Source organism: Streptomyces sp. MAR4 CNX-425, assembly GCF_048656465.1.
In the GTDB taxonomy this organism is placed as follows: domain Bacteria; phylum Actinomycetota; class Actinomycetes; order Streptomycetales; family Streptomycetaceae; genus Streptomyces.
On the sequence record NZ_JBMDLF010000001.1, the window covers coordinates 385,215 to 408,840 of the forward strand.

17 protein-coding genes and 1 tRNA gene are annotated in these 23,626 nt (G+C 71.8%); 4 read left to right on the forward strand and 14 right to left on the reverse strand.

Annotated elements, in window-relative coordinates; genetic code table 11:
• Positions 1-165: 165 nt before the first annotated feature.
• Positions 166-1,395, forward strand: a complete 1,230-nt coding sequence (locus ACHZ99_RS01695; RefSeq protein ID WP_420302480.1) for an ABC transporter substrate-binding protein — start codon at positions 166-168, stop codon at positions 1,393-1,395.
• A gap of 169 nt (positions 1,396-1,564) precedes the next feature.
• On the opposite strand, the gene ACHZ99_RS01700 is transcribed toward ACHZ99_RS01695, so the two are convergent.
• The 4 genes from ACHZ99_RS01700 to rpsA all read right to left on the reverse strand — a co-directional run bounded on the left by ACHZ99_RS01700 (position 1,565) and on the right by rpsA (position 7,755).
• A complete protein-coding gene (locus ACHZ99_RS01700) occupies positions 1,565-3,808 on the reverse strand; it encodes an MMPL family transporter (RefSeq protein WP_420302481.1) in 2,244 nt (747 codons plus the stop codon).
• A gap of 408 nt (positions 3,809-4,216) precedes the next feature.
• Positions 4,217-4,885, reverse strand: a complete 669-nt coding sequence (locus ACHZ99_RS01705; RefSeq protein ID WP_420302482.1) for a response regulator — start codon at positions 4,883-4,885, stop codon at positions 4,217-4,219.
• Entirely contained in the window at positions 4,882-6,051 is a 1,170-nt protein-coding gene (locus ACHZ99_RS01710) for a sensor histidine kinase (RefSeq protein ID WP_420302483.1), read from the reverse strand. The genes ACHZ99_RS01705 and ACHZ99_RS01710 overlap by 4 nt, the downstream gene beginning before the upstream one ends.
• 210 nt (positions 6,052-6,261) lie before the next feature.
• The gene (gene rpsA / locus ACHZ99_RS01715) at positions 6,262-7,755 is read right to left on the reverse strand and encodes a 30S ribosomal protein S1 (RefSeq protein WP_420302484.1); all 1,494 of its coding nucleotides are present in this window, start codon (positions 7,753-7,755) and stop codon (positions 6,262-6,264) included.
• 338 nt (positions 7,756-8,093) lie between these two features.
• On the opposite strand from rpsA, the gene ACHZ99_RS01720 reads away from it, so the two are divergent.
• Both ACHZ99_RS01720 and ACHZ99_RS01725 read left to right on the forward strand, forming a co-directional pair.
• Positions 8,094-8,996 carry a class I SAM-dependent methyltransferase gene (locus tag ACHZ99_RS01720; protein ID WP_420302485.1) on the forward strand — a complete coding sequence of 301 codons (903 nt, stop codon included), beginning with the start codon at positions 8,094-8,096 and terminating at the stop codon, positions 8,994-8,996.
• 80 nt (positions 8,997-9,076) lie between these two features.
• Positions 9,077-11,752: an ATP-dependent RNA helicase gene (locus ACHZ99_RS01725; RefSeq protein ID WP_420302486.1), complete on the forward strand. Its 2,676-nt coding sequence runs from the start codon at positions 9,077-9,079 to the stop codon at positions 11,750-11,752.
• A gap of 67 nt (positions 11,753-11,819) precedes the next feature.
• On the opposite strand, the gene ACHZ99_RS01730 is transcribed toward ACHZ99_RS01725, so the two are convergent.
• From ACHZ99_RS01730 to ACHZ99_RS01740, 3 genes are all read right to left on the reverse strand, one after another.
• On the reverse strand, positions 11,820-13,247 hold the full coding sequence (locus ACHZ99_RS01730) for a lytic transglycosylase domain-containing protein (protein WP_420303176.1): 1,428 nt from the start codon (positions 13,245-13,247) through the stop codon (positions 11,820-11,822).
• Positions 13,248-13,643: 396 nt separating this feature from the next.
• Complete coding sequence (locus ACHZ99_RS01735; RefSeq protein WP_420302487.1) at positions 13,644-14,426, reverse strand: transcriptional regulator; 783 nt, start codon at positions 14,424-14,426, stop codon at positions 13,644-13,646.
• A 76-nt stretch (positions 14,427-14,502) separates the two neighbouring features.
• Positions 14,503-14,575 (reverse strand) — tRNA-Leu (locus tag ACHZ99_RS01740).
• A gap of 89 nt (positions 14,576-14,664) precedes the next feature.
• Here ACHZ99_RS01740 and ACHZ99_RS01745 point away from each other — a divergent pair.
• Positions 14,665-15,339, forward strand: coding sequence for an ANTAR domain-containing response regulator (locus tag ACHZ99_RS01745; protein ID WP_420302488.1), 675 nt, complete (start codon positions 14,665-14,667; stop codon positions 15,337-15,339).
• Between the two features lie 138 nt (positions 15,340-15,477).
• On the opposite strand, the gene ACHZ99_RS01750 is transcribed toward ACHZ99_RS01745, so the two are convergent.
• The 7 genes from ACHZ99_RS01750 to ACHZ99_RS01780 form a co-directional block, all read right to left on the reverse strand.
• Positions 15,478-16,194 carry an ABC transporter ATP-binding protein gene (locus tag ACHZ99_RS01750; protein ID WP_420302489.1) on the reverse strand — a complete coding sequence of 239 codons (717 nt, stop codon included), beginning with the start codon at positions 16,192-16,194 and terminating at the stop codon, positions 15,478-15,480.
• A complete protein-coding gene (locus tag ACHZ99_RS01755) occupies positions 16,191-17,102 on the reverse strand; it encodes an ABC transporter ATP-binding protein (protein ID WP_420302490.1) in 912 nt (303 codons plus the stop codon). The genes ACHZ99_RS01750 and ACHZ99_RS01755 overlap by 4 nt, the downstream gene beginning before the upstream one ends.
• A 5-nt stretch (positions 17,103-17,107) precedes the next feature.
• Positions 17,108-18,901, reverse strand: a complete 1,794-nt coding sequence (locus ACHZ99_RS01760; RefSeq protein ID WP_420302491.1) for a branched-chain amino acid ABC transporter permease — start codon at positions 18,899-18,901, stop codon at positions 17,108-17,110.
• A gap of 5 nt (positions 18,902-18,906) precedes the next feature.
• The gene (locus ACHZ99_RS01765) at positions 18,907-19,836 is read right to left on the reverse strand and encodes a branched-chain amino acid ABC transporter permease (RefSeq protein ID WP_420302492.1); all 930 of its coding nucleotides are present in this window, start codon (positions 19,834-19,836) and stop codon (positions 18,907-18,909) included.
• A gap of 108 nt (positions 19,837-19,944) precedes the next feature.
• A complete protein-coding gene (locus tag ACHZ99_RS01770) occupies positions 19,945-21,186 on the reverse strand; it encodes a branched-chain amino acid ABC transporter substrate-binding protein (RefSeq protein WP_420302493.1) in 1,242 nt (413 codons plus the stop codon).
• A gap of 165 nt (positions 21,187-21,351) precedes the next feature.
• The gene (locus ACHZ99_RS01775; RefSeq protein ID WP_420302494.1) at positions 21,352-22,065 is read right to left on the reverse strand and encodes a hypothetical protein; all 714 of its coding nucleotides are present in this window, start codon (positions 22,063-22,065) and stop codon (positions 21,352-21,354) included.
• 205 nt (positions 22,066-22,270) lie between these two features.
• On the reverse strand, positions 22,271-23,626 hold the full coding sequence (locus ACHZ99_RS01780) for a sulfate adenylyltransferase subunit 1 (RefSeq protein ID WP_420302495.1): 1,356 nt from the start codon (positions 23,624-23,626) through the stop codon (positions 22,271-22,273).

The window sequence follows — 23,626 nt, forward strand, 5'->3', positions numbered from 1 at the left end:
GCCGGATCTTCTGGTGCGGGGACGGAACCCCGCCGCGGCCGATTGCGTCCTTCCCGGCGGAAGGAGGGGGTCGTCGTGCCTCAGGAGGGGCCGGGACGTGAAGTCCCGGGCGGGCGCGGCGCGTTGCGGGATCGGCTGTGGCACCGGCGTGGAGGCCGGGGCCGTATGTCACGCTCGCTGACGCTCGCCGCCATAGGTGCCTGCATCCTCGTGATCGTGAGCATCGTCGTGTCCGCGTGGCCCGGCGGCACCGGGCTGCGGCCGGGCGGAGCGCCGTCGCCGGACGCCACCACGGCCGCCGCCTTCACCGGCGTGTACCGCATCGGCGCCCTGGGGGACGCCGACCCGGGCGGCGGCCGGGACAGCGTCCTGACCCGCAGCGTGACCCGGGCGCTCGCCGACCACGGCGGCACCGGCGCCGGCAACGGCGGCGTGGCCGCGCCGCCGCTGGGCGTCACGGACCTCACCGCCCACAAGGAGTCCGCCGAGCCCGCGAACCGCCGGCTGATAGCGCGCTGGCTGCAGCTGGAGCCGGGCCTGACCGGGGTGGTCGGCGGCGACCACACCCTCCGGCTGCCGGAGAGCGGCCTGACGTCCTTCCGCCTCCCGGTCGTACGCGCCTGCCGCCACGACGGCGCCGAACCCGAGCCCCGCTACGCCGACACCGGCGAGCTGCGCTCCTCCGCCTCCACCGCCGACATGGCCGTCGTGCTGGCCCGCCACCTCGCCGCCACGCCCGGCGTGCACAAGGTCTACGTCCGCGGCGACGCCGCCGCCGACCCCACCCGGGCGGTGGTGGCCCGGCTGCGCGCGGAGGGCGTCGAGGTGCGCGCCGACGACACGGGGCCGCCGGCCGAGGGCATCCGCCGGTTCCGGCCGGACGCGGTGTTCCTGGAGGGCGGGGTGCGGAGCCTGGCGGAGTGGCTGGAGGAGGTGGAGGACAGCGGGTTCGACGGGGTGAAGGCGCTGTGGGACCCCACCGCGCCGGCCTGCACCGGCCGCAACGCCGCCGCCGACGCGGACTTCTCCGTACCGGACGGCTGGCTGACCGTCCGCGGCCACTACGACATCCGCCTGGACCCCGACGCCGACCGCCGCGCCGCCGTGCGCGAGGCCCTCGGCGCCGACCTGGCCGGACGCCCGTACGCCGTCGAGACCTACGACGCCGCCCGCGGCCTGCTCTCCGCCTGGGACACCGTCTCCGCCGAGGAGCGCAACAGCGACGAGCCCGACATGGCCCGCGCGGCGCTGGCCGAGGCGCTGCCGACGGTGGTGGTGCGGGGTGCGCTGGGCGGCTGGTGGACGCGGCTGTCGGAGGCCGAGGAGCACCCGGTGGTGTGGCTCGACCGCCGGGAGGACGGGCAGTGGCGGCAGGAGGCGGAGAAGCGCCGCTGAGCGCCCGGAGGCGCCGGCGCGCGGGGGCGGACGCCGGCGTACGGGCGTGCGGGCCCCGCGCCCGTACCGGACGCGCACGGGCCCCGTACGCACGGGCCCGCACGCGCGGGCCCGCCCGTGGCCGCGGCCGTACGGGCGGGCCCGCCGCATCCGCGCGGTACCCGGTGCCCTACGGGATCCCGGCGCCCCGCGCCCCGGAGCGCTCCGCCCCCTCGTACTCCGCACGCCCCTCGGGCTCCTCGGGCCGCTCCAGCGCCACCCGCGGCAGCTTCCTGGCCAGCGGACCCGGCAGCCACCAGGCGTGCCGGCCGAGCAGCTGCATCACCGCGGGCACGATCAGGCAGCGGATCACCACGGCGTCCAGCAGGATCGCCACCGCCAGCCCCAGGCCGAACTGCTGGAGCATCCGCTCCGGGCTGAGGATGAACGCGCCGAACACCACGATCATGATCAGCGCCGCCGCGGTGATCACCTGCCCGGTGACGGCCAGGCCCTCGCGCACCGCGTGCGTGGCGTTCCTCGTACGCTCCCACTCCTCGTGCATCCGGGAGACGAGGAAGACCTCGTAGTCCATGGAGAGCCCGAAGACGATCGCGAAGATCATCACGGGGATGAACGCCTCGATGGGCCCCGGCTGCACCCCGAACCAGCCCTCCTGGAACACCAGCGTGATCACGCCGAGCGCGGCGCCGATGGACAGCAGGTTCAGCACGGCGGCCTTCAGCGGGATCCACAGCGAGCGGAAGACCACCATCAGCAGCAGCGTCGACAGCCCGACGACCAGGGCGACGAACAGCGGCATCCGGTCGGCGACGGTGTCGGAGAAGTCCTGGGTGCCGGCGGTGGACCCACCGACCAGGTACTCCGCGCCGGTGTCGGCCGCCAGCGGCGGCAGCACGTCGTCGCGCAGGTCGTGCACGAGGTCCGCGGTCGCGGCGTCCTGCGGCGCCGAGTCCGGGAAGACGACGACGGTGGCGACCTCGCCGTCCTCGGACGGCAGCGGCGGGGTCGTCGCGGCGACGCCGCCGGCCTGCGCGATCCGGGCCTGCGCCCGCTCCGCGGCCGCCGCGGCGCCGCCGTCCCCGCCGCCCTCCGCGACGACGACGAGCGGGCCGTTGAAGCCGGGCCCGAAGCCCTCGGCGAGCAGGTCGTACGCCTGCCTGCTGGTGCTGGACGGCGCGTCGTTCCCGGCGTCGGCGAAGCCGAGCCGCATGCCCAGCGCGGGCGCCGACAGGGCCAGCAGCGCGACCAGGGCCGCGACCAGCGCGGGCAGCGGGCGGCGCTGCACGGCGGTCGCGAGGGCCCGCCAGCGCCGGCCCTCGACCCGGCCCTTCGCCGCCGCCTTCCCGGCGCGCGCGAGGACGTGGCGCTGGATGCGGCGGCCGAACACGGTGAGCAGCGCCGGCAGCAGCACCAGCGACGCGGCCATGGTGACCAGCACGGTCAGCGCCACCGCGAGCGCTACCCCCTGGAGCGACCCCAGGCCGAGGGCGACCAGGCCGAGGAGGGCGATGATCACGGTGCAGCCGGCGAAGAAGACCGTGCGCCCGGCGGCGTCGAGCGCGATGCGCGCGGCGCTGTCCCGGCCGGCGCCGCGGATCAGCTCGTGGCGGTACCGGTAGAAGATCAGCAGGGCGTAGTCGACGCCGACGCCGAGGCCGACGAGCATCATGATCGGCGGGGTGAAGTCGGCGACGGTGAAGGCGTGCCCGGCCAGGGTGATCAGGCCGACCGCGGTGCCGACCGCGAGCAGTGCGGTGACCAGCGGCACGGCGGCGGCCACCAGCGAGCCGAAGAGCAGCACGAGGATCACCAGCGCGGCGAGCATGCCCGCCCCCTCGGCGGCCCCGCCGCCGCCCTCCTCGGCGCTGCGCACGGCCTCGCCGCCCAGCTCGACCTGGAGCGCGTCGCTCCCGGCCCGCTGCGCGGTGTCGATGATCTCCTCGACGTCCGCCTTCGGCACGGACTCGGCCTTGCCGTCGAGGGTGACGGTGGCGTACGCGATGTCGCCGCCCTCGGAGACCGCCGCGCCGCCGTCGGCGTACGGGCTGCGCACGTCCACGACGCTCGGCAGCCCGCGCACCTGCTCCAGCAGGCGTTCGACGCCCTGCTCGGTGCCGGCCGCGCGCATCCCGCGCTCGTCCTGGAACACGATCTCGATGCTGTCGCCGGCCTGCGCGGAGCCGTGCCGCTCCAGCAGGTCGGTGGCGGCCTGCGAGTCGGTGCCGGGGAGGGAGAAGTCGTTGCGCCAGTTGCTTCCGGCGGCCTGGGAGCCGGCGGTGACGCCGAGGAGGACGGCGACCCAGAGCAGGATCGCGAGCCGGCGGTGCCGGCGCGACCAGTCGGCGAGCCGGGCGAAGAGCCCGGGGCGCGCGTCGGGCGGGGGCGGTGGAGGTGCGGTGTGTGCGGACATGACGCCAGCGTGCGGCGGCGGCCGCGGCCGGCACGTCGCCCGTACGCGGACACCGTCCCTACCCCGCTGGTTGCGCCCCCCGGCCGACCCGTACTACCCGGGTTGCGACCGGCCCCCGAACCCGCGCCGATCCCCTAGGTGGCACCCCGACGGCCCCGTACGGGCCCCGATCCCGCGCCCCCGGCCGGCGCCTTGCTCCAGCCCCGCACACCCGCCCCAGGGTAGGCCGCCCCGCCGACACGGACGCCCTCGCCCGCACCACCCGGGGGCAGCCGCACTCGCCGGCACCACCCGTGCCCGACGCGCCCGCCGACACCCCCGTCCCGCGCACCCGACGTGCCCGGCGTTTCCCTACACGCACGCGCCCGCGCCGGCCGGCCACGGCTCCAGACCCGCGAGCCCGTCCCGTCAGGGCCCCAGCCACCCGGGCCGCACCATCCCCGACTCGTACGCCAGCACCACCAGCTGCGCCCGGTCCCGTACCCCCAGCTTCGTCATGATGCGGCTCACGTGCGTCTTCGCCGTCGCCGGGCTCAGCACCAGCCGATCGGCGATCTCGTCGTTCGTCAGCCCCGCCGCCACCAGCTCCATCACCTCGGCCTCCCGCTCCGTCAGCGCGTTCAGCCGCGGGCTCGGCTCCGGCGCCTTCACCCGGCCGGCGAACTCGGCGATCAGCCGCCGCGTCACCGACGGGCTGATCAGCGCGTCGCCGCGCGCCGCCACCCGCACCGCGTGGACCAGTTCCTCCGGCTCGGTGTCCTTGACCAGGAACCCGGCGGCGCCGGCACGCAGCGCCCCGTACACGTAGTCGTCGAGGTCGAACGTCGTCAGGATGACGACCCGCACGCCTGCCAGCCGCTCGTCCACGGCGATCCGCCGGGCGGCCTCCAGGCCGTCGGTGCCCGGCATCCGGATGTCCATCAGCACGACGTCGGGGCGCAGTTCGCGGCACGCGGCCACCGCCTCGTCGCCGTCGCTCGCCTCCCCGACCACGTCGAGGTCGGCCTCGTCGGCCAGGATCGAGCGGAAGCCGGCGCGCACCAGCTTCTGGTCGTCCGCGAGCAGAATCCTGATCATGCCTGCGCGTGCTCCGTTCCGTAGGGCAGCCGGGCGGTGACGACGAAGCCGGCGCCGTCCGGCCGCGGCCCGGCTGCCAGCTCCCCGCCGACCGCCCTGGCCCGCTCCCGCATGCCGCCGATCCCGCTGCCGCCGCCGAGACCGCCGCCGGACCCGCCGCCGGACCCGCCACGCCCGTCGTCCTCGACCTCCAGCCGCAGCTCACGCTCACCGTAGTCCAGCCGTACGGTCACGGCCGTGGCCCCCCGCGCATGCCGCGCGACGTTCGTCAGCGACTCCTGTACGACGCGGTACGCGGCCAGATCCAGCTCCGCCGGCAGCGTCCGCTCCGCGCCCGCCACCACCGTGCGCACCCGCAGCCCCGCCGTGTCCGCCGTGCGCTTGGTCAGCTCGCCCAGGCGCGTCAGCCCGGGCGGGGGCGCGGTGGGCGCCGCCTCGTCGACGTGCCGCAGCACGCCGAGGGTGGTGCGCAGCTCGCGCAGCGTCTCGCGGCTGGTCTCCTTGATGGTCGCCAGCGCCTCGGCGGCGGCCGGGTCCGGCGCGTCGCTCTTCTTCAGCCGGTGCAGCGCGGCGCCGGACTGGACGTTGATGAGCGAGATGCTGTGCCCGATGACGTCGTGCAGCTCGCGCGCGATGCGCAGCCTCTCCTCCGTCGCGCGCCGGCGCGCCTCGTTCTCGACGTGCGCCCGCCGCCCGTGCCACATGGCGCCCAGCGCCACGACCGCCACGATCCAGCCGGTGAGCATGAACAGCGCGGCGCCGTTGATGTCGTCGTTGCCCGACACCGTCCCCGCGGTGGTGCCGGCGATGACGAGCAGCCCCAGCGCCACCGCCGCGCGCACCCGCCCCGCGGCCGCCACGTTGTACAGGGCGACGACCAGCGCGCCGAACAGCGGACCGTCGTACGCGCTGCTCACGTAGTAGACGCCGACGGCCAGGACGACGAACACGCCCACCGCCGCCGGATAGCGGCGGGCGAAGTACAGCGCCCCGCAGCTCAGCGCGATCAGCGCCCAGCCCAGCGCCGTCGTCGCCCACGACTCGCGGCGCTGGCCCACGAGCGCTTGCACCGTGCCCAGCGCCACCAGCACGCCGACCCCGGCCGCGAGGGCGGCGTCCGCGGCGCGCCCCCGGGGCAGGCGAAACCGGCGTACGGACAGGGACATGACCCCAGCGTACGCGCCCGGAGCAGCGGCCCCGGCGCGCCTGCACGCGCCCCGCCCACCCCCGCACGCCCCCGGCGGACGCCCACACACCCGCGGCGGAGGACACGACAGGCGGAAGCCCGCCGCCCCCGGAGGGACAGCGGGCTTCCGCCTGTCGTACAGCCGTGCTCTCGTGCCGCGCGTCCTACCCGCTACGCCACGCGAACCCGGTCAGCTCTGGCCGCCGGCCAGCTTCTCGCGGAGCGCCGCCAGCGCCTCGTCCGAGGCCAGCGCGCCGGAGTCGTCGGCACCCTCGGAGGAGTACGAACCGCCGCCGGCCGGAGCCGGCGCCGCCTCGCCCGACTCGGCCGCCGCCTGGGCGTCGGCCTCGCGGGACTTGACGACCTGCGCCTGGTGCTGCTCGAAGCGGGCGTGGGCCTCGGCGTACTGGCCCTCCCACTCCTCGCGCTGCTTCTCGTACCCGTCGAGCCACTCGTTGGTCTCCGGGTCGAAGCCCTCGGGGTAGATGTAGTTGCCCTGGTCGTCGTACGAGGCGGCCATGCCGTAGAGCGTCGGGTCGAAGTCGACGGCCATCGGGTCCGGCCCGAAGGTCTCGTTCGCCTGCTTCAGCGACAGGCTGATGCGGCGACGCTCCAGGTCGATGTCGATGACCTTGACGAAGATCTCGTCGCCGACCTGCACGACCTGCTCCGGGATCTCCACGTGCCGCTCGGCCAGCTCGGAGATGTGGACCAGGCCCTCGATGCCCTCGTCGACCCGGACGAACGCGCCGAACGGCACCAGCTTCGTGACCTTGCCGGGCACGACCTGGCCGATCTGGTGCGTACGGGCGAACTGCTGCCACGGGTCTTCCTGGGTCGCCTTCAGCGACAGCGAGACCCGCTCGCGGTCCATGTCGACGTCCAGCACCTCGACCGTGACCTCCTGGCCGACCTCGACCACCTCGGAGGGGTGGTCGATGTGCTTCCAGGACAGCTCGGACACGTGCACCAGGCCGTCCACACCGCCCAGGTCCACGAAGGCGCCGAAGTTGACGATCGAGGAGACCACACCCGACCGCACCTGGCCCTTCTGCAGGGTGGTGAGGAAGGTCTGGCGGACCTCCGACTGGGTCTGCTCCAGCCAGGCACGGCGGGACAGAACCACGTTGTTCCGGTTCTTGTCCAGCTCGATGATCTTGGCTTCGAGCTCCTTGCCGACATAGGGCTGCAGGTCGCGCACGCGGCGCATCTCGACCAGCGACGCGGGCAGGAAGCCCCGCAGGCCGATGTCGAGGATGAGACCGCCCTTGACGACCTCGATGACGGTACCGGTGACGATGCCGTCCTCTTCCTTGATCTTCTCGATGGTGCCCCACGCGCGCTCGTACTGCGCACGCTTCTTCGAGAGGATCAGGCGGCCCTCCTTGTCCTCCTTCTGCAGGACAAGGGCCTCGATCTCGTCGCCGACGGCGACGACCTCGTTCGGGTCGACGTCGTGCTTGATCGAGAGTTCCCGCGAAGGGATGACACCCTCGGTCTTGTAGCCGATGTCGAGCAGGACCTCGTCCCGGTCGACCTTCACGATGACGCCGTCGACGATGTCGCCGTCGTTGAAGTACTTGATCGTCTCGTCGATCGCGGCGAGGAAGGCTTCCTCGGAACCGATGTCGTTGACCGCGACCTGCTCAGTGGCGGCCGCGGTGTTCTCGGTGCTGCTCGTCATGTGGGATTGGGCTCCGGTACGGGCAATTGAGTCGTCGTCACTCCACGCCGAGAGCCCTGTGATCGCACCGCCGAAGCCGGACAGCCTGAGAGGCGCTTTCCCGACTCCCACCCGGAAGTCCGGCAGCGCCTCGTGAACCGAGGGGACATACAACAGATGCGAGCGCGGCCTGCTCCGTCCGAGGCACGCAGGCCCGCAGCGCAACTTGTAGCATACGGGGGCAGCCGGGCATGGTCAATGCGCGAAGAGTGCACCTGGGGCATGCCGCCCCATACCCGGCAGCAGTGGCGCTCCGTCACTTCGCGCCTGCCAGGAAGAGAGTACGACGGGTCCGGCCCATGGTCCACGAGTACGAAACCCACGCCCACGAGGCCGACGGCACCACCCCCGCGGATGTTCCGGCAGAGGCTACCCGACGTCCCGTCCCCGCGCGGGAAACCCGACGAGCGAGCCGAAGCTGGTGGGACCGCAACGCCGACGACTACCAGCGCGAACACGGCGGATTCCTCGGCGGCCCCGACGGCGCCCGCTTCGTCTGGGGCCCCGAAGGACTCGACGAGGCCGACGCACGGCTCCTCGGCCCCCCGGACTCGCTGACCGGACGCACCGTCCTGGAGGTCGGCGCGGGCGCCGCACAGTGCGCGCGCTGGCTCGCGGAGCAAGGGGCGAAACCCGTCGCGCTCGACCTCTCCCACCGGCAGCTGCAACACGCCCGCCGGCTGGCCACGGCCGCCACCGGACACCCCACCCGGCCCGGCGCCACCGAACCCGCACCGTTTCCGCTGCTCCAGGCCGACGCGACCGCGCTGCCGTTCCGCGACGCCACGTTCGACCTCGCGTGCTCCGCCTACGGCGCCGTACCGTTCGTCGCCGCCCCCGCCGCCGTCATGCGGGAGGTCAGACGCGTCCTGCGACCCGGCGGCCGGTGGGTCTTCTCCGTCACCCACCCCGTGCGCTGGGCCTTCCCGGACGAACCAGGACCCGAAGGGCTGTCCGTCGCCGCCTCGTACTTCGACCGCACGCCCTACGTCGAGCAGGACGACGACGGACACGCCGTGTACGTCGAACACCACCGGACAGTGGGCGACCGCGTCCGCGACGTCGTCGCCGGCGGCTTCCGGCTGCTGGACCTGGTGGAACCGGAATGGCCGGACTGGCACGACCAGGAATGGGGCGGCTGGTCCCCGCTGCGCGGCCACCTGATCCCCGGAACGGCGATCTTCGTGTGCGAGGCCGCCTGAAGGCCCCGCAGCACCACCCCGCACCCCGACGACCGCGGGCGGCCACCCCCCGCCCCACCGCCCATAGCACACTGACCTCCGTGGCCCTCCGCTCCGACGCACTCGACGCCCTGCCCGTACGGCACGCCCTCCCCGCCCTGCACGCCGCCCTCGACGGCCCCGGCGCCGCCGTCCTCGCCGCCCCGCCCGGCACCGGCAAGACCACCCTCGTCCCCCTCGCCCTCGCCGGCCTCACCCCCGGCGCCACCCCCGGCACCCCACCCCGCCGCGTCCTCGTCGCCGAACCCCGCCGCATGGCCGCCCGCGCCGCCGCCCGGCGCATGGCCTGGCTCCTCGGCGAGGAAACCGGCGACCACGTCGGCTACACCGTCCGCGGCGAACGCCGTGCCGGACCCCGCACCCGCGTCGAAGTCGTCACCACCGGCGTCCTCCTCCAACGCCTCCAGCGCGACCCCGAACTCCCCGGAACCGACACCGTCCTCCTCGACGAATGCCACGAACGCCACCTCGACGCCGACACCGCCCTCGCCTTCCTCATCGACGTACGCGCCACCCTCCGCCCCGACCTCCACCTCCTCACCGCCTCCGCCACCTCCGACACCGACGCCTGGGCCCGCCTCCTCACCCCGCCCGACACCACCGCCCCCGCCCCCGTCGTACGCGCCGAAGGCACCATGCACCCCGTCGCCATCGCCCACCGGCCCCCACCCCCCGGCACACGCCCCGCGCACGGCACCCGCGTCGACCCCGCACTCCTCACCCACGTCGCCGACGTCGTACGCGAAGCACTGCGCCGACCCGACGGCGACATCCTGTGCTTCCTCCCCGGCGCCGGAGAGATCGCCCGCGTCGCCGCGCAACTCACCGGCGTGGACGCAACCGTCCTGCAACTCCACGGACAGGCACCCGCCGAAACCCAGAACACCGTCCTACGCGGCGGCGCCCCCGACGAACGCCGCATCATCCTCTCCACCGCCGTCGCCGAATCAAGCCTCACCGTCCCCGGCGTACGAACCGTCGTCGACGCCGGACTCGCCCGCGAACCACGCATGGACCACGCCCGCGGCCTCGGCGCCCTCACGACCGTACGAGTCTCCGCCGCCACCGCCGCCCAACGACTCGGCCGGGCCGGACGAGAAGCCCCCGGACTCGCCCTCCGCTGCTGGCCCCAGGCCGAAGACGACCGGCTCCCCCGCCACCCCTCACCCGAAATCGCTGTCGCCGACCTCACCACCTTCGCCCTCCAGACCGCCTGCTGGGGCGACCCCGACGCCACCGGCCTCGCCCTCCTCGACACCCCGCCACCCGGCGCCATGGCCGCCGCCCGCGACGTCCTCCGCGCAATCGGCGCCGTCGACACCACCGGCCGCCCCACCCCCCGCGGCACCCACCTCGCCCGGCTCGGCCTCCACCCCCGCCTCGGCCGCGCCCTCCTCGACGCCGCCGCCGAAGCCGACCCCCGGGCAGCCGCGGAAGCCGTCGCCCTCCTCAGCGAAGAACCGCCACGCTCATACGGCGACGACCTCGCCGCCGCCTGGCGCCGCGCCCGCCGCGGCGGCGACCCCTACGCCCCCCGCTGGCGCCGCGAAGCACAACGCCTCCGCCGCGCCCTCGCAACCACCGGACCCAGCCCCGCAGCCCACGCCGAACCACCCGGCCCCGACCCCCGGCCCCGCGACCCCGCCGAACGCAGGAACGCCACCCCACCCCCGGAACCCGCCCGAGACACCCCGCCACCCCACACCACCGCACCCCAGACCAGCACCCCCGAGACCAGCCGCACAACCGGCGACGACGCCGTCGCCGGACTCGTCGCCGCCCTCGCCTTCCCCGAACGCGTCGCCCGCGCACGCGGCCAGGACTCCTACCTCATGGCATCCGGCACCCGCGTCGAAACCGGCACCGCATCCACACTCCGCGGCCAGCCCTGGCTCGCCGTCGCCGCCGCCGACCGCCCCCTCGGCGCCGCCGGAGCCCGGCTACGCCTCGGCGCCCCCATCGACGAGGCCACCGCCCTCCGCGCCGCCGAAACCCTCCTCGACACCACCGAAGAAATCACCTGGTCCACCACCCGCCACGACGTCACAGCCCGCCGCGTCACCCGCCTCGGCGCCGTGGAACTCCACACACAACCCCTCCCCCACCCCGACCCCACCCGCCTCCGCGCCGCCCGCCTCGACGGACTCCGACGCACCGGCACCACCCTCCTGACCTGGACCGACTCCGCCCACGCACTCCGCCGCCGGCTCGCCTTCCTCCACCACACCCTCGGCGCCCCCTGGCCCGACGTCACCGACGACGCCCTCCTCGCCCGCGCCGACGACTGGCTCGACGACGACCCGCGCCACACCGACGCCCGCCGCGTACTCCAAGGACTCCTCCCCTGGACCCACGGCGAAGCCACCCGCCTCGACGAACTCGCCCCCGAACGCATCGACGTACCCAGCGGCTCCCACATCCGCATCGACTACACCGACCCGCAGCAACCCGTACTCGCCGTCAAACTCCAAGAACTCTTCGGACTCGACGAGACACCGCGGATCGCCGACGGCCGCGTACCACTCCTGGTACACCTGCTCTCCCCCGCCGGCCGCCCCGCCGCCGTCACCGCCGACCTCAAGTCCTTCTGGCGCCACGGCTACCCCGCGGTCCGCGCCGAACTACGCGGCCGCTACCCCAAACACCCCTGGCCCGACGACCCGGCCACCGCCACACCCACACGCCACACCACCCGCCGCACGCACACGGACCGCTGAAACACCGACCGCCCGGCCACCAACCGGCAGCCGGGCGGGAGTACGGGCGGGAGACACCCGGCGGCGCCTACTCCACCGTCAACTCCAGCGTCAGCGTCACGCCCTCGTTCGTCGTCAACAGCAGCAGGAACGTCCCCGCCGCATCACCCGCGTGAATGGTCGGCAACGCCACCGTGCCGTCATCGGCCGTCGTCAGATTCAGCTTCCGGACAGGATTGCCGTCCGCGTCCGTGAAGTACGGGCCCTTGTCGTTCTGCTCGCCCGCCTCCGTGACCATCGCCGCCGTCACCGGCGCCTTCACGGCCGGACCGCCCCGATACGTCACCTTCGCCTCGACAGCACCGAACTCGCCGCCCGCCGCCGCCGTCAACGCCGCGTCACCCATACGCGCCAGCCCGTACGACGCCTCCACCTCGGCCGCGAAGTCCACCGGGCTCACACCACTCCCCGCCGTCGCGCGGATCGTGAACTCCCCCGTCAGCTTGCCCGCACCGACCACCGGCGCAGTCGCATAACCCGACGAGTTCGTCGTCACCGACGCGGTCTTCCCACCACCGTCGAACACCGCGCCCGTCTGACCCTGAATACTGAACGTCACCGTCTTGGCCGACACCCCCGCACCCCGCGACGTCACCGCCCGCACCTTCGGACGCTCGGCAAAGTCGGCACCGGTATACGCGGTGGACGACTGCGCACTCGCCACCCGCAGATCCGCAATCGTCGGCACCGGCTCACCCGGAGTGTCGTCCCCGTCATCCGGCGGCGAGGGCTCCTCACCCCCGGGATCCTTACCGTCACCGCCGACGTTCCCGTCGACGTTCCCGTCGCCCTTGCCACCGCCCTTGCCGTCCTCGCCGTCCTTGCCCGGCTTGCCGTTCCCCGAACGGTCCGGCGGCGGAGTCGGCGTACTGATGCCGTCGCTCCGGTCACCCGGATCGGCCCCGGAACCATCCGGCACCGGGTCGGCGCCACCCTCCTTGTAGAAGTCGTACCAGGTCAGAACCGTACGCAGATACGACTCCGACTGGTTGTACCCCAGGATCGCCGCTTCCAGATCCGCCTGCGACGACAGATCACGCCCACCCGCACACAAATACCGCCCCGCCGCAAGCGCCGCGTCATAGACGTTGTCCGGGTCCCGCTCCCCGTCATCGTTGCCATCGCTGCCCCACGTCGCCCACGTCGACGGAATGAACTGCATCGGACCCACGGCACGGTCATGACTCGTGTCCCCGTCGTACTCGCCGCCGTCCGTGTCCGTGATGTTGGCGAACCCGTTCCCGTTCAGCACGGGCCCCAGGATCGGATTGTGCGTCGTACCATCCGACGTCACATCCCCGCCACGCGCATGCCCCGACTCCACCCGGCCGATGGCCGCCAGCAGCTCCCACTCCAGATTGCACCCGGGACTGCTGCGCGCGAGCCGACTCTCCGCCCGCTTGTACGCGTCCAGCACCGTCGCCGGGATACCGGACTCGTCGGCCTCGTCCCCCAGATCGTCCCCCGGCAAGGGATTGGCGCTCTCCAGCGGCGGCAAGTCGGTGTAGTAAGGAGAACCACCCGTGATCGAGTCCTCCCCGCCCCCCGGCGCCTGATCGGGAGCACTCTTCCCCGGAGCCTCCGACCCCGCCTCCAGCCCCGGCGCCTGCGACGCGGTCAACGCCGCCATCGCGGCAGCGGCCACCGCCGCGGTCATCGCACCCTGGCGCAGTCGTCGTCGCGTCGGCGCAGACATCGCCTAGCCGTCCCCTCCCGTAGGTCTGCAGGCTCCCCCGCACAGCAATGCTCGCGACCATACGTCAAGTTGATGCCGCGTTCTACTGCCTGTGGATGAACGGTGACAGCGCCCGAACGCCGCCCGGACACCTCCAGGACACCGGGGAGGTGAGGGTCAGTACTTGGGCCCGACGTGGGCGTCCATGAGGGCGACGGAGGCGCGTCTGGCGACGGAGATGTTCTTGACACCGCGAGTCCGCTGTCTGCCGTGCGCCCACTCGACCCCGACCCGGTCGAGGGTGTCGGTGAACAGTTTGCGGATGTCGTCGGACTTGTTGCTGAAGAAGTAGCGCGGGTACTCGTAGCGCTTGCGTTGACCCGCGACGAGGCGCGTGGTCCAGTTCGTGATGCGGCAGCCGTCGGAGTGGATCAGCCCGCGGATGAAGGGCCAGGGGTGGCGGTCGAGGATCTCCTGCTGCCAGGCGTCGGTGGCGATCCGCCGCTCGTGCTTCTTGCCTGCACCGTGCTGGGGAAACAGGCACGGCCAATGGACGCTCCAGCTGGTCACTGCCACACACCCCTCGCGTTGCACGCGGCAGACCTTGCTCTCGGGCCGGACTGCGCGGATGGCATCGGCACAGGCGGCAATAAGCCCCGGCCACGCGTCCGCACAGGCGATTCGCAGGGAGAAGTTGCCACGGTGATGGCGGCTGACGCAGCCATCACCCAGGTACAGCCCGAACAAGTAGGCGTACGCCCCGGGTGCCGTGGGCATACCCGGCTGCGGTCGGCAGCGCACGCACTGCTCCCGCTTCACCACGGAGGGGAGCGGGTCGAGCCGGATGAGCCAGCTGCGGATCGACGCCCGGGACACCCCCAGCTGCTTGCTGACGGAGTTCAGACTGCGTCCCTCAGCGACCAGGTTCAATGCGCGCCTGCGCGTCTCAAGATCGTACACACATACGAACATGATCGAAGCGCTGGCCTGGGCGAGCGGAAATCCCCGCCCATCACCGGATCGCATGAAGATCAAGTGCCCCGGGTGGGATTCGAACCCACGCTGTCGGTGGTTTGAGCACCGGGCCTCTACCTCTGGGCTACCGGGGCATACCGGAGTGCGGCGACGCCTAGCTTACAAGAGGTCGGTACCCTCGTGGGTGCCCCTACCGCAGCCAGGCAATACCCCGAGGAGCCCCGTGAGCGCCCCCGAGACCCCCGAAACCCCGGAGGACATCGCCGCCGCCACCGCCGGCGGCGACGAGCACGTGCCGCCGCAGACCACCCGGGTGGTCATCGCCGAGGATGAGGCTCTCATCCGGCTCGATCTGAAGGAGATGCTGGAGGAGGAGGGCTACACCGTCGTCGGGGAGGCGGGGGACGGGGAGACCGCGGTGCGGCTGGCGCGGGAGCACCGGCCGGATCTGGTGATCCTGGATGTGAAGATGCCGGTGCTCGACGGTATCTCCGCCGCCGAGCAGATCGCCGCCGACTCGATCGCGCCGGTGCTGATGCTGACCGCGTTCTCCCAGCGGGAGCTGGTGGAGCGGGCGCGGGATGCCGGGGCCATGGCGTATCTGGTGAAGCCGTTCAGCAAGGGTGATGTGGTGCCGGCCATCGAGATGGCTGTTTCGCGCTATACGGAGCTGAAGACGCTGGAGAGTGAGGTCGCCGACCTTACGCAGCGGCTGGAGACGCGGAAGCTGGTGGACCGGGCGAAGAGCATTTTGCAGACGGAGTACGGGCTGTCGGAGCCGGCGGCGTTCCGGTGGATTCAGAAGACGTCGATGGACCGGCGGTTGTCGATGCAGCAGGTGGCCGAGGCGGTCATTGAGGATGATGCGGAGAAGAAGGCGAAGAAGAAGCAGGGTTAGTCGTGGGGGCGCCCGTGGCGCCTGCTCCCTCACGACGCCCCCACGACGCCCCGCGACGCCCCTCCCGCGACGGCATGCGGCCCGCGCCCCCCTCCCCGGGGCGCGGGCCGCTGCCGTTTGTGTGGTGTCGGCGTGGGTTCAGTCTTCGCCGAGGTATGCCTTTCGTACGGATTCGTCGTGGAGGAGTTCGTCTCCGGTGCCCGAGAGGACGATCTTGCCGACCTCCATGACGTGACCGTGGTCGGCGATGGAGAGTGCGGCCTGGGCGTTCTGTTCGACGAGCAGGATGGTGGTGCCCTGGGACTTGAGTTCCTTGATCGTCTCCATGATCTTCTGCATCATGATCGGCGAGAGGCCCATGGAGGGTTCGTCGAGCATGAGCAGTTTGGGGCGGGACATGAGTGCTCTGCCCATGGCGAGCATCTGCTGTTCGCCGCCGGAGAGGGTGCCGGCCGCCTGTTTGCGCCGTTCGCCGAGGATGGGGAACAGGTCGTAGCACATCTTGATGTCCTGCTCGATGCCGGCCGCGTCTTTGCGGAGGAAGGCGCCGAGTTGCAGGTTTTCGGTGATGGTGAGGCGGGGGAAGAGCCGGCGGCCTTCCGGGGAGTGGGCGAGGCCCATGGCGACGATTTTGTGGGCGCCGATGCCGTTGAGGGGGATGCCGTCGAAGAAGATTTTGCCGCCGACGGGTTTGAGCAGTCCGGAGAGGGTGCGGAGGGTGGTTGTTTTGCCGGCGCCGTTGGTGCCGATGAGGGTGACGGCTTCGCCCTGCTGGACGCTGAAGGAGATGCCTTTGACGGCTTCGATTTTGCCGTAGGCGACTTTGAGGTCGTCGACCTGGAGTAGCGGGGTCACGCGTCGCCCTCCTTGCTTGTCTGGGGGTTGCTGTGGCTCCCGGTGCTCTTGGAGGCGGCGTCCTCGGCGGCGGCGACTTCTTCGACGGCTTCGTCCTCGGGGATGCCTTCGAAGGGGGTGCCGAGGTAGGCGGCGACGACGCGGTCGTCGCTTTGGACGACTTCGGGGGTGCCTTCGACGAGTTTTTCGCCTTGGACGAGGACGGCGACGCGGTCGCAGAGTCCGAAGATGAACCGCATGTCGTGTTCGATGACGAGGACGGAGATGCCTTGGTCGCGGACGGCGAAGACGAGTTCGCGGGTGGCCCGGGTTTCTTGTGGGTTCATGCCCGCGGTGGGTTCGTCGAGGAGCAGGAGCCCGGGCTGGCTGGCGAGGGCTCGGGCGATCTCCAGTTTGCGTTGTTCGCCGTAGGGGAGGTTGCGGGCGAGGTGGTCGCGTTTGGCGGCCAGTCCGGTGAATTCCAGCAGTTCCATGGCGTGTGCTTCGGAGGTCGCTTCCGCGCGTTTGAAGCCGGGGCCGCGCAGGAGCGCGGACCAGAGTCCTTCGCGGGTGCGCGTGTGCCGGCCGACGAGGACGTTTTCGAGGACGGTCATGTTGGCGAAGAGCCGGATGTTCTGGAAGGTGCGTGCGATGCCGGCTTCGGTGACCCGGTGGGAGCGGCTGGGCAGGACCGTGCCTTTGTAGGAGACGGTGCCTTCGGTGGGGGTGTAGAGCCCGGTCATGCAGTTGAAGAGGGTGGTTTTGCCGGCGCCGTTGGGGCCGATGAGGCCGACGATCTCACCTTGGTCGACGGTGAGGTCGACGTCGCGTACGGCGGTGAGGCCGCCGAAGCGCATGGTGACGCCGCGGGCGTCGAGGACTGTGGCTCCGGTTGCGGGTCCCTTGGCGGGGATGGTTTCGCTGGCCATCGGTGTCACACCCCCGCCTTGTTGAGGTCGCTGTTTTCCTTGGGCACGTCGAGTTGGCCGGTGTCGTGGAATTCGAGTTGCTTGCGGCGGTCGGCGATGAGTCCTTCGGGGCGGAAGCGCATGAGGAGGATGAGCGCCACGCCGAAGAGGAGGAGTTGGTATTCCTGGACGAATTGCAGTTTGGCGGGGATGAGGTAGAGCAGTGCGGCGCCGATGAGGGGGCCGCTGACGGTGCCCATGCCGCCGAGGATGACGGCTGCGAGCAGGAAGGCGGAGTTGGGCGGTACGGCTTCGACGAATTGGTACTGCTCGGGGGTGACGGTGTACTGGACGTGTGCCTGGACGGTGCCGGCGACGCCGGCGAGGGTGGCGCCGAGTGCGAAGGCGAGGAGTTTGAGCCGGAAGGCGTTGATGCCCATGGCTCGGGCTGCGGTTTCGTCTTCGCGGATGGCGACCCAGGCGCGGCCGATGCGTGACTGGTCTGCTCGCCGGAAGATGGTGACGACGATGATGGTGCAGACGAGCATCAGCAGGAAGTAGTTGGAGAACCGGCCGAGTTCGAATCCGAGGATGGTGTGTTCTTCGCCGAGGTTGAAGCCGAGGATTTCGACTTCCGGGATGTTGGGGATGCCGTTGGGCCCGTTGGTGATGTCGGGTCCGGAGGTGCCGTCGAGGTTCTGGACGCCGATGCGGAAGATTTCTCCGAATCCGAGGGTGACGATGGCGAGGTAGTCGCCGCGGAGCCGGAGGGTGGGGGCGCCGATGAGTACGCCGAAGACCAGTGATGCGGCGGCGCCGGTGAGGACGGCGGCCCAGAAGGGGAAGGTGACGCCGATGCTGGAGGTGGGTGCGCCGGAGACGAGGGCGGCGGTGTAGGCGCCGACGCCGAGGAAGGCGACGTATCCGAGGTCGAGGAGGCCGGCGAGGCCGACGACGACGTTGAGGCCGAGGGCGACGGTGGAGAAGATGAGGATGTTGGTGCCGATGGTGGCGTAGGCGTCGTTGCTCTGGGTGAACGGGAAGACGAACGCGGCGACGAAGGCCGCGGTGACGGTGACGTTGCGGTGTTTGGCGGTGAGCTGGCCCAGCCGTCCGGTGAGGCCGGCGCGGCCGAGGGCGGGGAAGAGGAAGGCGACGAGCACCATGAAGCCGACGAACAGTTCGGGGTATTCGGTGTCGATGCCGAAGGTGAAGAGGTAGAGGCCGACGGCGAAGGAGGCGGAGATGATGAGGATCTCCGCGGTGCCGGGGAGGTCTCTGAGCCGCTCGGGGGCGGGTGCCTTGAGCGAGTGGACGATGCGTTCCCAGGGGTTGGCCGGGGGGTTGTCGGGGTTGTCGGGGAGGTCGGAGGGGAGGCCGAGGGCGCCGATGGCTCCGATGAGGGCCATGGTGACGGCGATGTAGCCGCCGGGGTCGACGTTGATGAGGCCGCCGAGGTTTTTGATGATGGCGCCGACGGTGTAGCCGGTGACGCCGAGGGTGCCGAGGGCGAGGAGTCGTACGGCGCCGTTGGGTCCGCCGGGGGTGAGCCAGCGCAGTCCGCGGAGTCCTTGTCCGGAGAGCAGGAACGCCAGGGTGAGGAGTGCTCCGGTGAGGGTGAGCAGCTGGAGGCCGCCGGGGTATCCGTAGACGGTGAGGTTGCCGGGGAATTCCTCTGTGTAGGTCCAGGAGAGGAAGGTGGAGATGAGGGTGCCTGCGGCGCCGGCGTAGGCGAGGGCCCTGGCGGTGCCGGGGGGCAGGGGCAGTGCGCCGGGGGTGGGCGCGGGTGCGGGAGCGGTGTTCTTGGTCATCGTGGTCATGGTTCTCACGCCCTGTCCGAGACGCGTTCGCCGAGGATTCCCTGTGGCCGCAAGAGCAGGACGAGGATCAGCAGCGCGAAGGCCCAGACGTCCTTCCAGGAGCCGCCGCCGAGTTGCTCCATGCCGGGGATGTTCCCGACGTACGCGGTGGCCATGGCTTCGGTGAGGCCGAGGACGATGCCGCCGATCATGGCGCCGTAGATGTTGCCGATGCCGCCGAGTACGGCTGCGGTGAACGCCTTGAGGCCGGCGATGAAGCCCATGCGGAAGTCGACGTTGCCGTAGCGGAGTCCGTGGGCGATGGCCGCGATGGCGGCGAAGGCGCCGCCGATGGCGAAGGCCATCACGATGATGCGGTCGGTGTTGATGCCCATGAGCTTGGCGGTGTCGGGGTCCTGCGAGGTGGCCTGCATGGCGCGGCCGGCGCGGGTCTTGGAGACGAAGAAGCCGAGGGCGATCATGCAGACGGGGGCGGCGATGAGGAGGAACAGGTCGCCGCGCTGGATGGAGAAGGAGCCGAAGTCGATCCGGGAGCCGCCGAACTCGGGGAAGGGCCGGGCCTTGGTGGCGTCGGGGTACCAGGCCCAGATGGCCTGCTGGAGGGCGATGGACAGGCCGATCGCGGTGATGAGGGGCGCGAGGCGGGGGGCGCCGCGCAGGGGGCGGTAGGCGAAGCGTTCGGCGCCGACGGCTATGAGGACGGAACAGGCGACGGCCATGAGGATCATCAGCGGCAGGGCGACGGCGAGGCTGGTGCCGTCCGGCATCCAGAGCCACATCGTCAGGGCGCCGAAGCCGCCGATCATGAATATCTCGCCGTGGGCGAAGTTGAGGAGCTGGACGATGCCGTAGACCATCGTGTAGCCGATGGCGATGAGCCCGTACAAGGCGCCGAGTAGCAGGCCGTTGGCAAGTTGCTGCGGCAGATCGTTCACCGCGGGGCCTCCGAGTGGGTGTCAGATATGGCCGCGCGGGGGGCGCTGTGTGCGCCCCCCGCGCCGCTTGCGGTTTGTGTGATCAGTGGGCGGTGGTGGTCGCCCCGGTCAGCCTTCGAACTCGCCGCTGGTCAGCGGAACGTGCTTGCCGTCCTGGACCTGGTACAGCGACAGCTGCTTGTTGGTGGTGTCGCCGTACTCGTCGAAGGCGACGCTGCCGGTCACACCCTCGAAGGAGACGTTCTGCATGGCTTCGGTGATGGCCAGGCGGGCCTCGTCGGTGTCGCCGGGCAGCTCGCCGTCGTTCTCCTCGACGACGGCCTTGACGGCCTGGATGATCGCCCAGGTGGAGTCGTAGGAGTAGCCGCCGTACGCCTCGTACGCGTCCTCGTAGCCGGCCGCCTCGTAGTTCTTGATGAACTCCTTGGCGGTGTCGAGCTCCTCCAGCGGGGCGCCCACGGAGCTGGCGATGTCGCCCTCGGCGTTCTTCTTGGCCAGCGAGATGTACTCGGCGCTGAACAGCGCGTCGCCGCCGACGGTGGGGATCTTCGCGCCGGTCTCCTTGATCTGGGCGGCCAGCGGGGCGCCGGCGGGGTACTCGCCTCCGTAGTAGACGAAGTCGGCGCCGGAGTTCTTCACCTTGGTGGCGACGGCGGAGAAGTCCTTGTCGTCGGGGTTGACGTGGTCGGTGCCGACGACCTTGCCGCCGAGCTTCTTGAACTCCTTGGCGAAGGTGCCGGCGAGGCCGGCGCCGTAGGTCTTCTTGTCGTCGATGACGAAGACCTTCCGCCGCTTTTCCTCGTTGTAGAGGTACTGGGCGGCGAAGGGGCCCTGGATGGCGTCGGTGGTGGAGGTGCGGAAGTAGGTGTCGAAGGGCCGTTCCTTGTCGCCGGACTGCCAGTTTTCGCCCTGGGTCAGCGCGGGGTTGGTGTTGGCGGGCGAGACCTGGACGAGGTCGGCGTCGGCGAAGACCTTCTGCATGGACTGGCCGACGTCGGAGTTGAGCGGGCCGACGACGCCCATGACGTCCTGGTTGCCGACGAGCTTGGTGGCGTTCTGCTGGCCCTGCTGGGCCTGGGCGACGTCGTCGAGGGCTTCGAGTTCGAAGGTGACGCCCTTGACCTCTTCGTTTTCGTTGGCCGTCTTGACGGCGAGCTCGGCGGAGTTCTCGATGCCGATGCCCAGGGCCGAGAGGTCGCCGGTGAGCGGGGCGTCGAGGCCGATGACGACGGTCGTTCCGTCGCCACCGCCCCCGTCTTCGCTGTCGTCGTCGCGGGAACCGCAAGCGGACAGCGTGAGGGCCCCTGCGGTGACCGCAGTGGTGAGTATGAGCAAGGAACGGTGACGCACGATCAGTCCTTTCCCCTGGCGCGGCCTCGACTGCGCAGAGTGGGCCGGTGCACGCGGCAGGCGTCGGAAGGTGACCTGCTGCGCGGTGACTGGGCGTGACTCTAAGCCGCACCGGGGCGGGGGGGCAGAGGTGCAGGCAATGCTGTGACTCTCTTGTTATGACCCTTACAGCCACGGGCCGGGGCGGTGGGGGTGGTCTGGGCCGGATCGGCGGAGTCCGGACGCCCGAACGGGCGTGAACCCGCTGCTGGTGTCCTGTGTGCCCCGGGCGGCCTTCCGGGCGGGTTCGCATATCGTACGCAGCGCCCGGGACAGTTCGGCGGCGTAGGTGTCGCCGGGGATGGAGCTGTAGTCCTGTATTGCGCGCGCGTTACGGAGCGTTACGTGCAGGGAGGGCAGGCCCGCGTCGAGGGGGAGGCCGGCGCATCGTACGACCTCGAACCGGACGGTGACCCGCGTGGGTTGGCCCTGGGGAAGCCGCAGCGGGAGCGGGGGGTGGGCGGACAGTTCCAGGCCGCCGTAGCCCTGGGTGATCTTCTCCAGCGAGGCGCCGGTCTCCGAGACGGCGGTGAGCTGGGCGTCGAAGGCGGTATCGCCCGCTTTGGGGGCTTCTATCCTGACAAAGGAGAAGTCGGTCGAGTGGATGGGGTACGGGACCGCCGCGGGCAGCTCCGGCTCCGGCCGTGTGGCCAGCGCGTATGCGCCGAGCACGGCCAGCGCGGCGAGGCCCGCGCCGGCGGCGGTGCGCCGGCGGCGCCGGGCCGGCAGCGCGGCCCAGCGCTCGCCGAGGCGCGGTCCGGCCGAGCCGCCGCCGAGGACCTCGGCGGGCGGGGCGGGGTCCGGCTCGGGGCCGGGCTCGGGCCGGGCGGGCGCGCTCATGGCGGACAGGGTAAGGGCGTAGGCCCGCGAGGAGCAGGGTGCCGGGCGTACCTTCGTGCGACTACCGAACGTACGCGCCAGCGGCGGGACTTGGGCCCGCGGGTCCCCTGCACGCCGCCGTACCGGGCGCGTTACGGCGCCGTGTACGCGGCCGGCCCGGCGGACGCGGTCGGCGTCCCCGGGCCGGCGGGCGGCCGTCGTACGGTCAGAAATCCCACTCGGCGTCGTCGAGTTCGGCCCGCTTCGCGCTGTCGGCGCCGGCGAACGCGGCGCCCGCCATGCCGGCGGCGAGGGTGGAGCCGTCGGCGGGGTCGATCAGCAGGAAGGAGCCGGTGCGCCGGCAGTCGCCGTAGGCGTCCATGGGCAGCGGCTCGGAGGTGCGGAGCACGACCCGGCCGATGTCGTTGGCCGCCAGCGACCCCGGGGCGGGGTGGTGGGAGAGGTCGTCGAGGGTGAGCCGGTCGGGGATCTCCTTGACGATCGCCTTGACGGTGCGGGTGGTGTGCTTGAGGAGGACCCGGGCGCCGGGGGTGAGCGCGGTGTCGTGCAGGTGGCAGACGGTGGCCTGGATGTCCTGCGTGGCCTGCGGGGCCTGCTCGGTGGGGGCGATCATGTCGCCGCGGGAGATGTCGATGTCGTCGGCGAGCCGGACGGTGACCGACTGGGGCGCCCAGGCGGCGTCGACGCTCTCGCCCAGCACGTCGATGCCGGCGACGGTGGAGGTGTGGCCGGAGGGCAGCACGGTGACGGCCTGGCCGACGTGGAAGATGCCGGAGGCGATCTTCCCGGCGTAGCCGCGGTAGTCGCGGTGCTCGGCGGTCTGGGGGCGGATCACGTACTGCACGGGGAAGCGGGTGACGCGGCCGCGCGGGTCGTGGTCGATCTGCACGGTCTCCAGGTGCTCCAGCACCGTGGGGCCCGCGTACCAGTCCATGGTGGCCGAGGGGGTGACGACGTTGTCGCCCTCCAGCGCCGAGATCGGGATGGTGGTCACGGCGGGCACGCCGAGGGCCTTGGCGTACTTGGTGAACTCGGCGGCGATCTGCGCGAAGGTGTCCTCCGCATAGCCGACGAGGTCCATCTTGTTGACGGCCAGGACGACGTGCGGCACGCGCAGCAGCGCGGCGACCGCGGCGTGCCGGCGGGTCTGCTCGACGACGCCGTGCCGGGCGTCGACGAGGATCACCGCCAGCTCGGCGGTGGAGGCGCCGGTGACCATGTTGCGGGTGTACTGCACGTGGCCCGGGGTGTCGGCGAGGATGAAGCGGCGCCGGGGGGTCGCGAAGTAGCGGTAGGCCACGTCGATGGTGATGCCCTGCTCGCGCTCGGCGCGCAGCCCGTCGGTCAGCAGCGCCAGGTCGGGGGCCTCCTGCCCACGGCTGGCGGAGGCGCGCTCGACGGCCTCCAGCTGGTCGGCGAGGACCGACTTGGAGTCGTGCAGCAGCCGGCCGACGAGCGTCGACTTGCCGTCGTCGACGCTGCCCGCGGTGGCGAAGCGCAGCAGGGAGACCTCGGTGAGCGCGGCCGGCTCCGTGGCGGGGGCGGGTGGGTTCACAGTCAT

Coding starts and splice junctions, on each gene's coding strand:
- ACHZ99_RS01695 (WP_420302480.1), top strand. CDS start 166: ATGTCACGCTCGCTGACGCTCGCCGCCATAGGTGCCTGCATCCTCGTG.
- ACHZ99_RS01700 (WP_420302481.1), bottom strand. CDS start 3,808: ATGTCCGCACACACCGCACCTCCACCGCCCCCGCCCGACGCGCGCCCC.
- ACHZ99_RS01705 (WP_420302482.1), bottom strand. CDS start 4,885: ATGATCAGGATTCTGCTCGCGGACGACCAGAAGCTGGTGCGCGCCGGC.
- ACHZ99_RS01710 (WP_420302483.1), bottom strand. CDS start 6,051: ATGTCCCTGTCCGTACGCCGGTTTCGCCTGCCCCGGGGGCGCGCCGCG.
- rpsA (WP_420302484.1), bottom strand. CDS start 7,755: ATGACGAGCAGCACCGAGAACACCGCGGCCGCCACTGAGCAGGTCGCG.
- ACHZ99_RS01720 (WP_420302485.1), top strand. CDS start 8,094: ATGGTCCACGAGTACGAAACCCACGCCCACGAGGCCGACGGCACCACC.
- ACHZ99_RS01755 (WP_420302490.1), bottom strand. CDS start 17,102: ATGGCCAGCGAAACCATCCCCGCCAAGGGACCCGCAACCGGAGCCACA.
- ACHZ99_RS01760 (WP_420302491.1), bottom strand. CDS start 18,901: ATGACCACGATGACCAAGAACACCGCTCCCGCACCCGCGCCCACCCCC.
- ACHZ99_RS01775 (WP_420302494.1), bottom strand. CDS start 22,065: ATGAGCGCGCCCGCCCGGCCCGAGCCCGGCCCCGAGCCGGACCCCGCC.
- ACHZ99_RS01780 (WP_420302495.1), bottom strand. CDS start 23,626: ATGACTGTGAACCCACCCGCCCCCGCCACGGAGCCGGCCGCGCTCACC.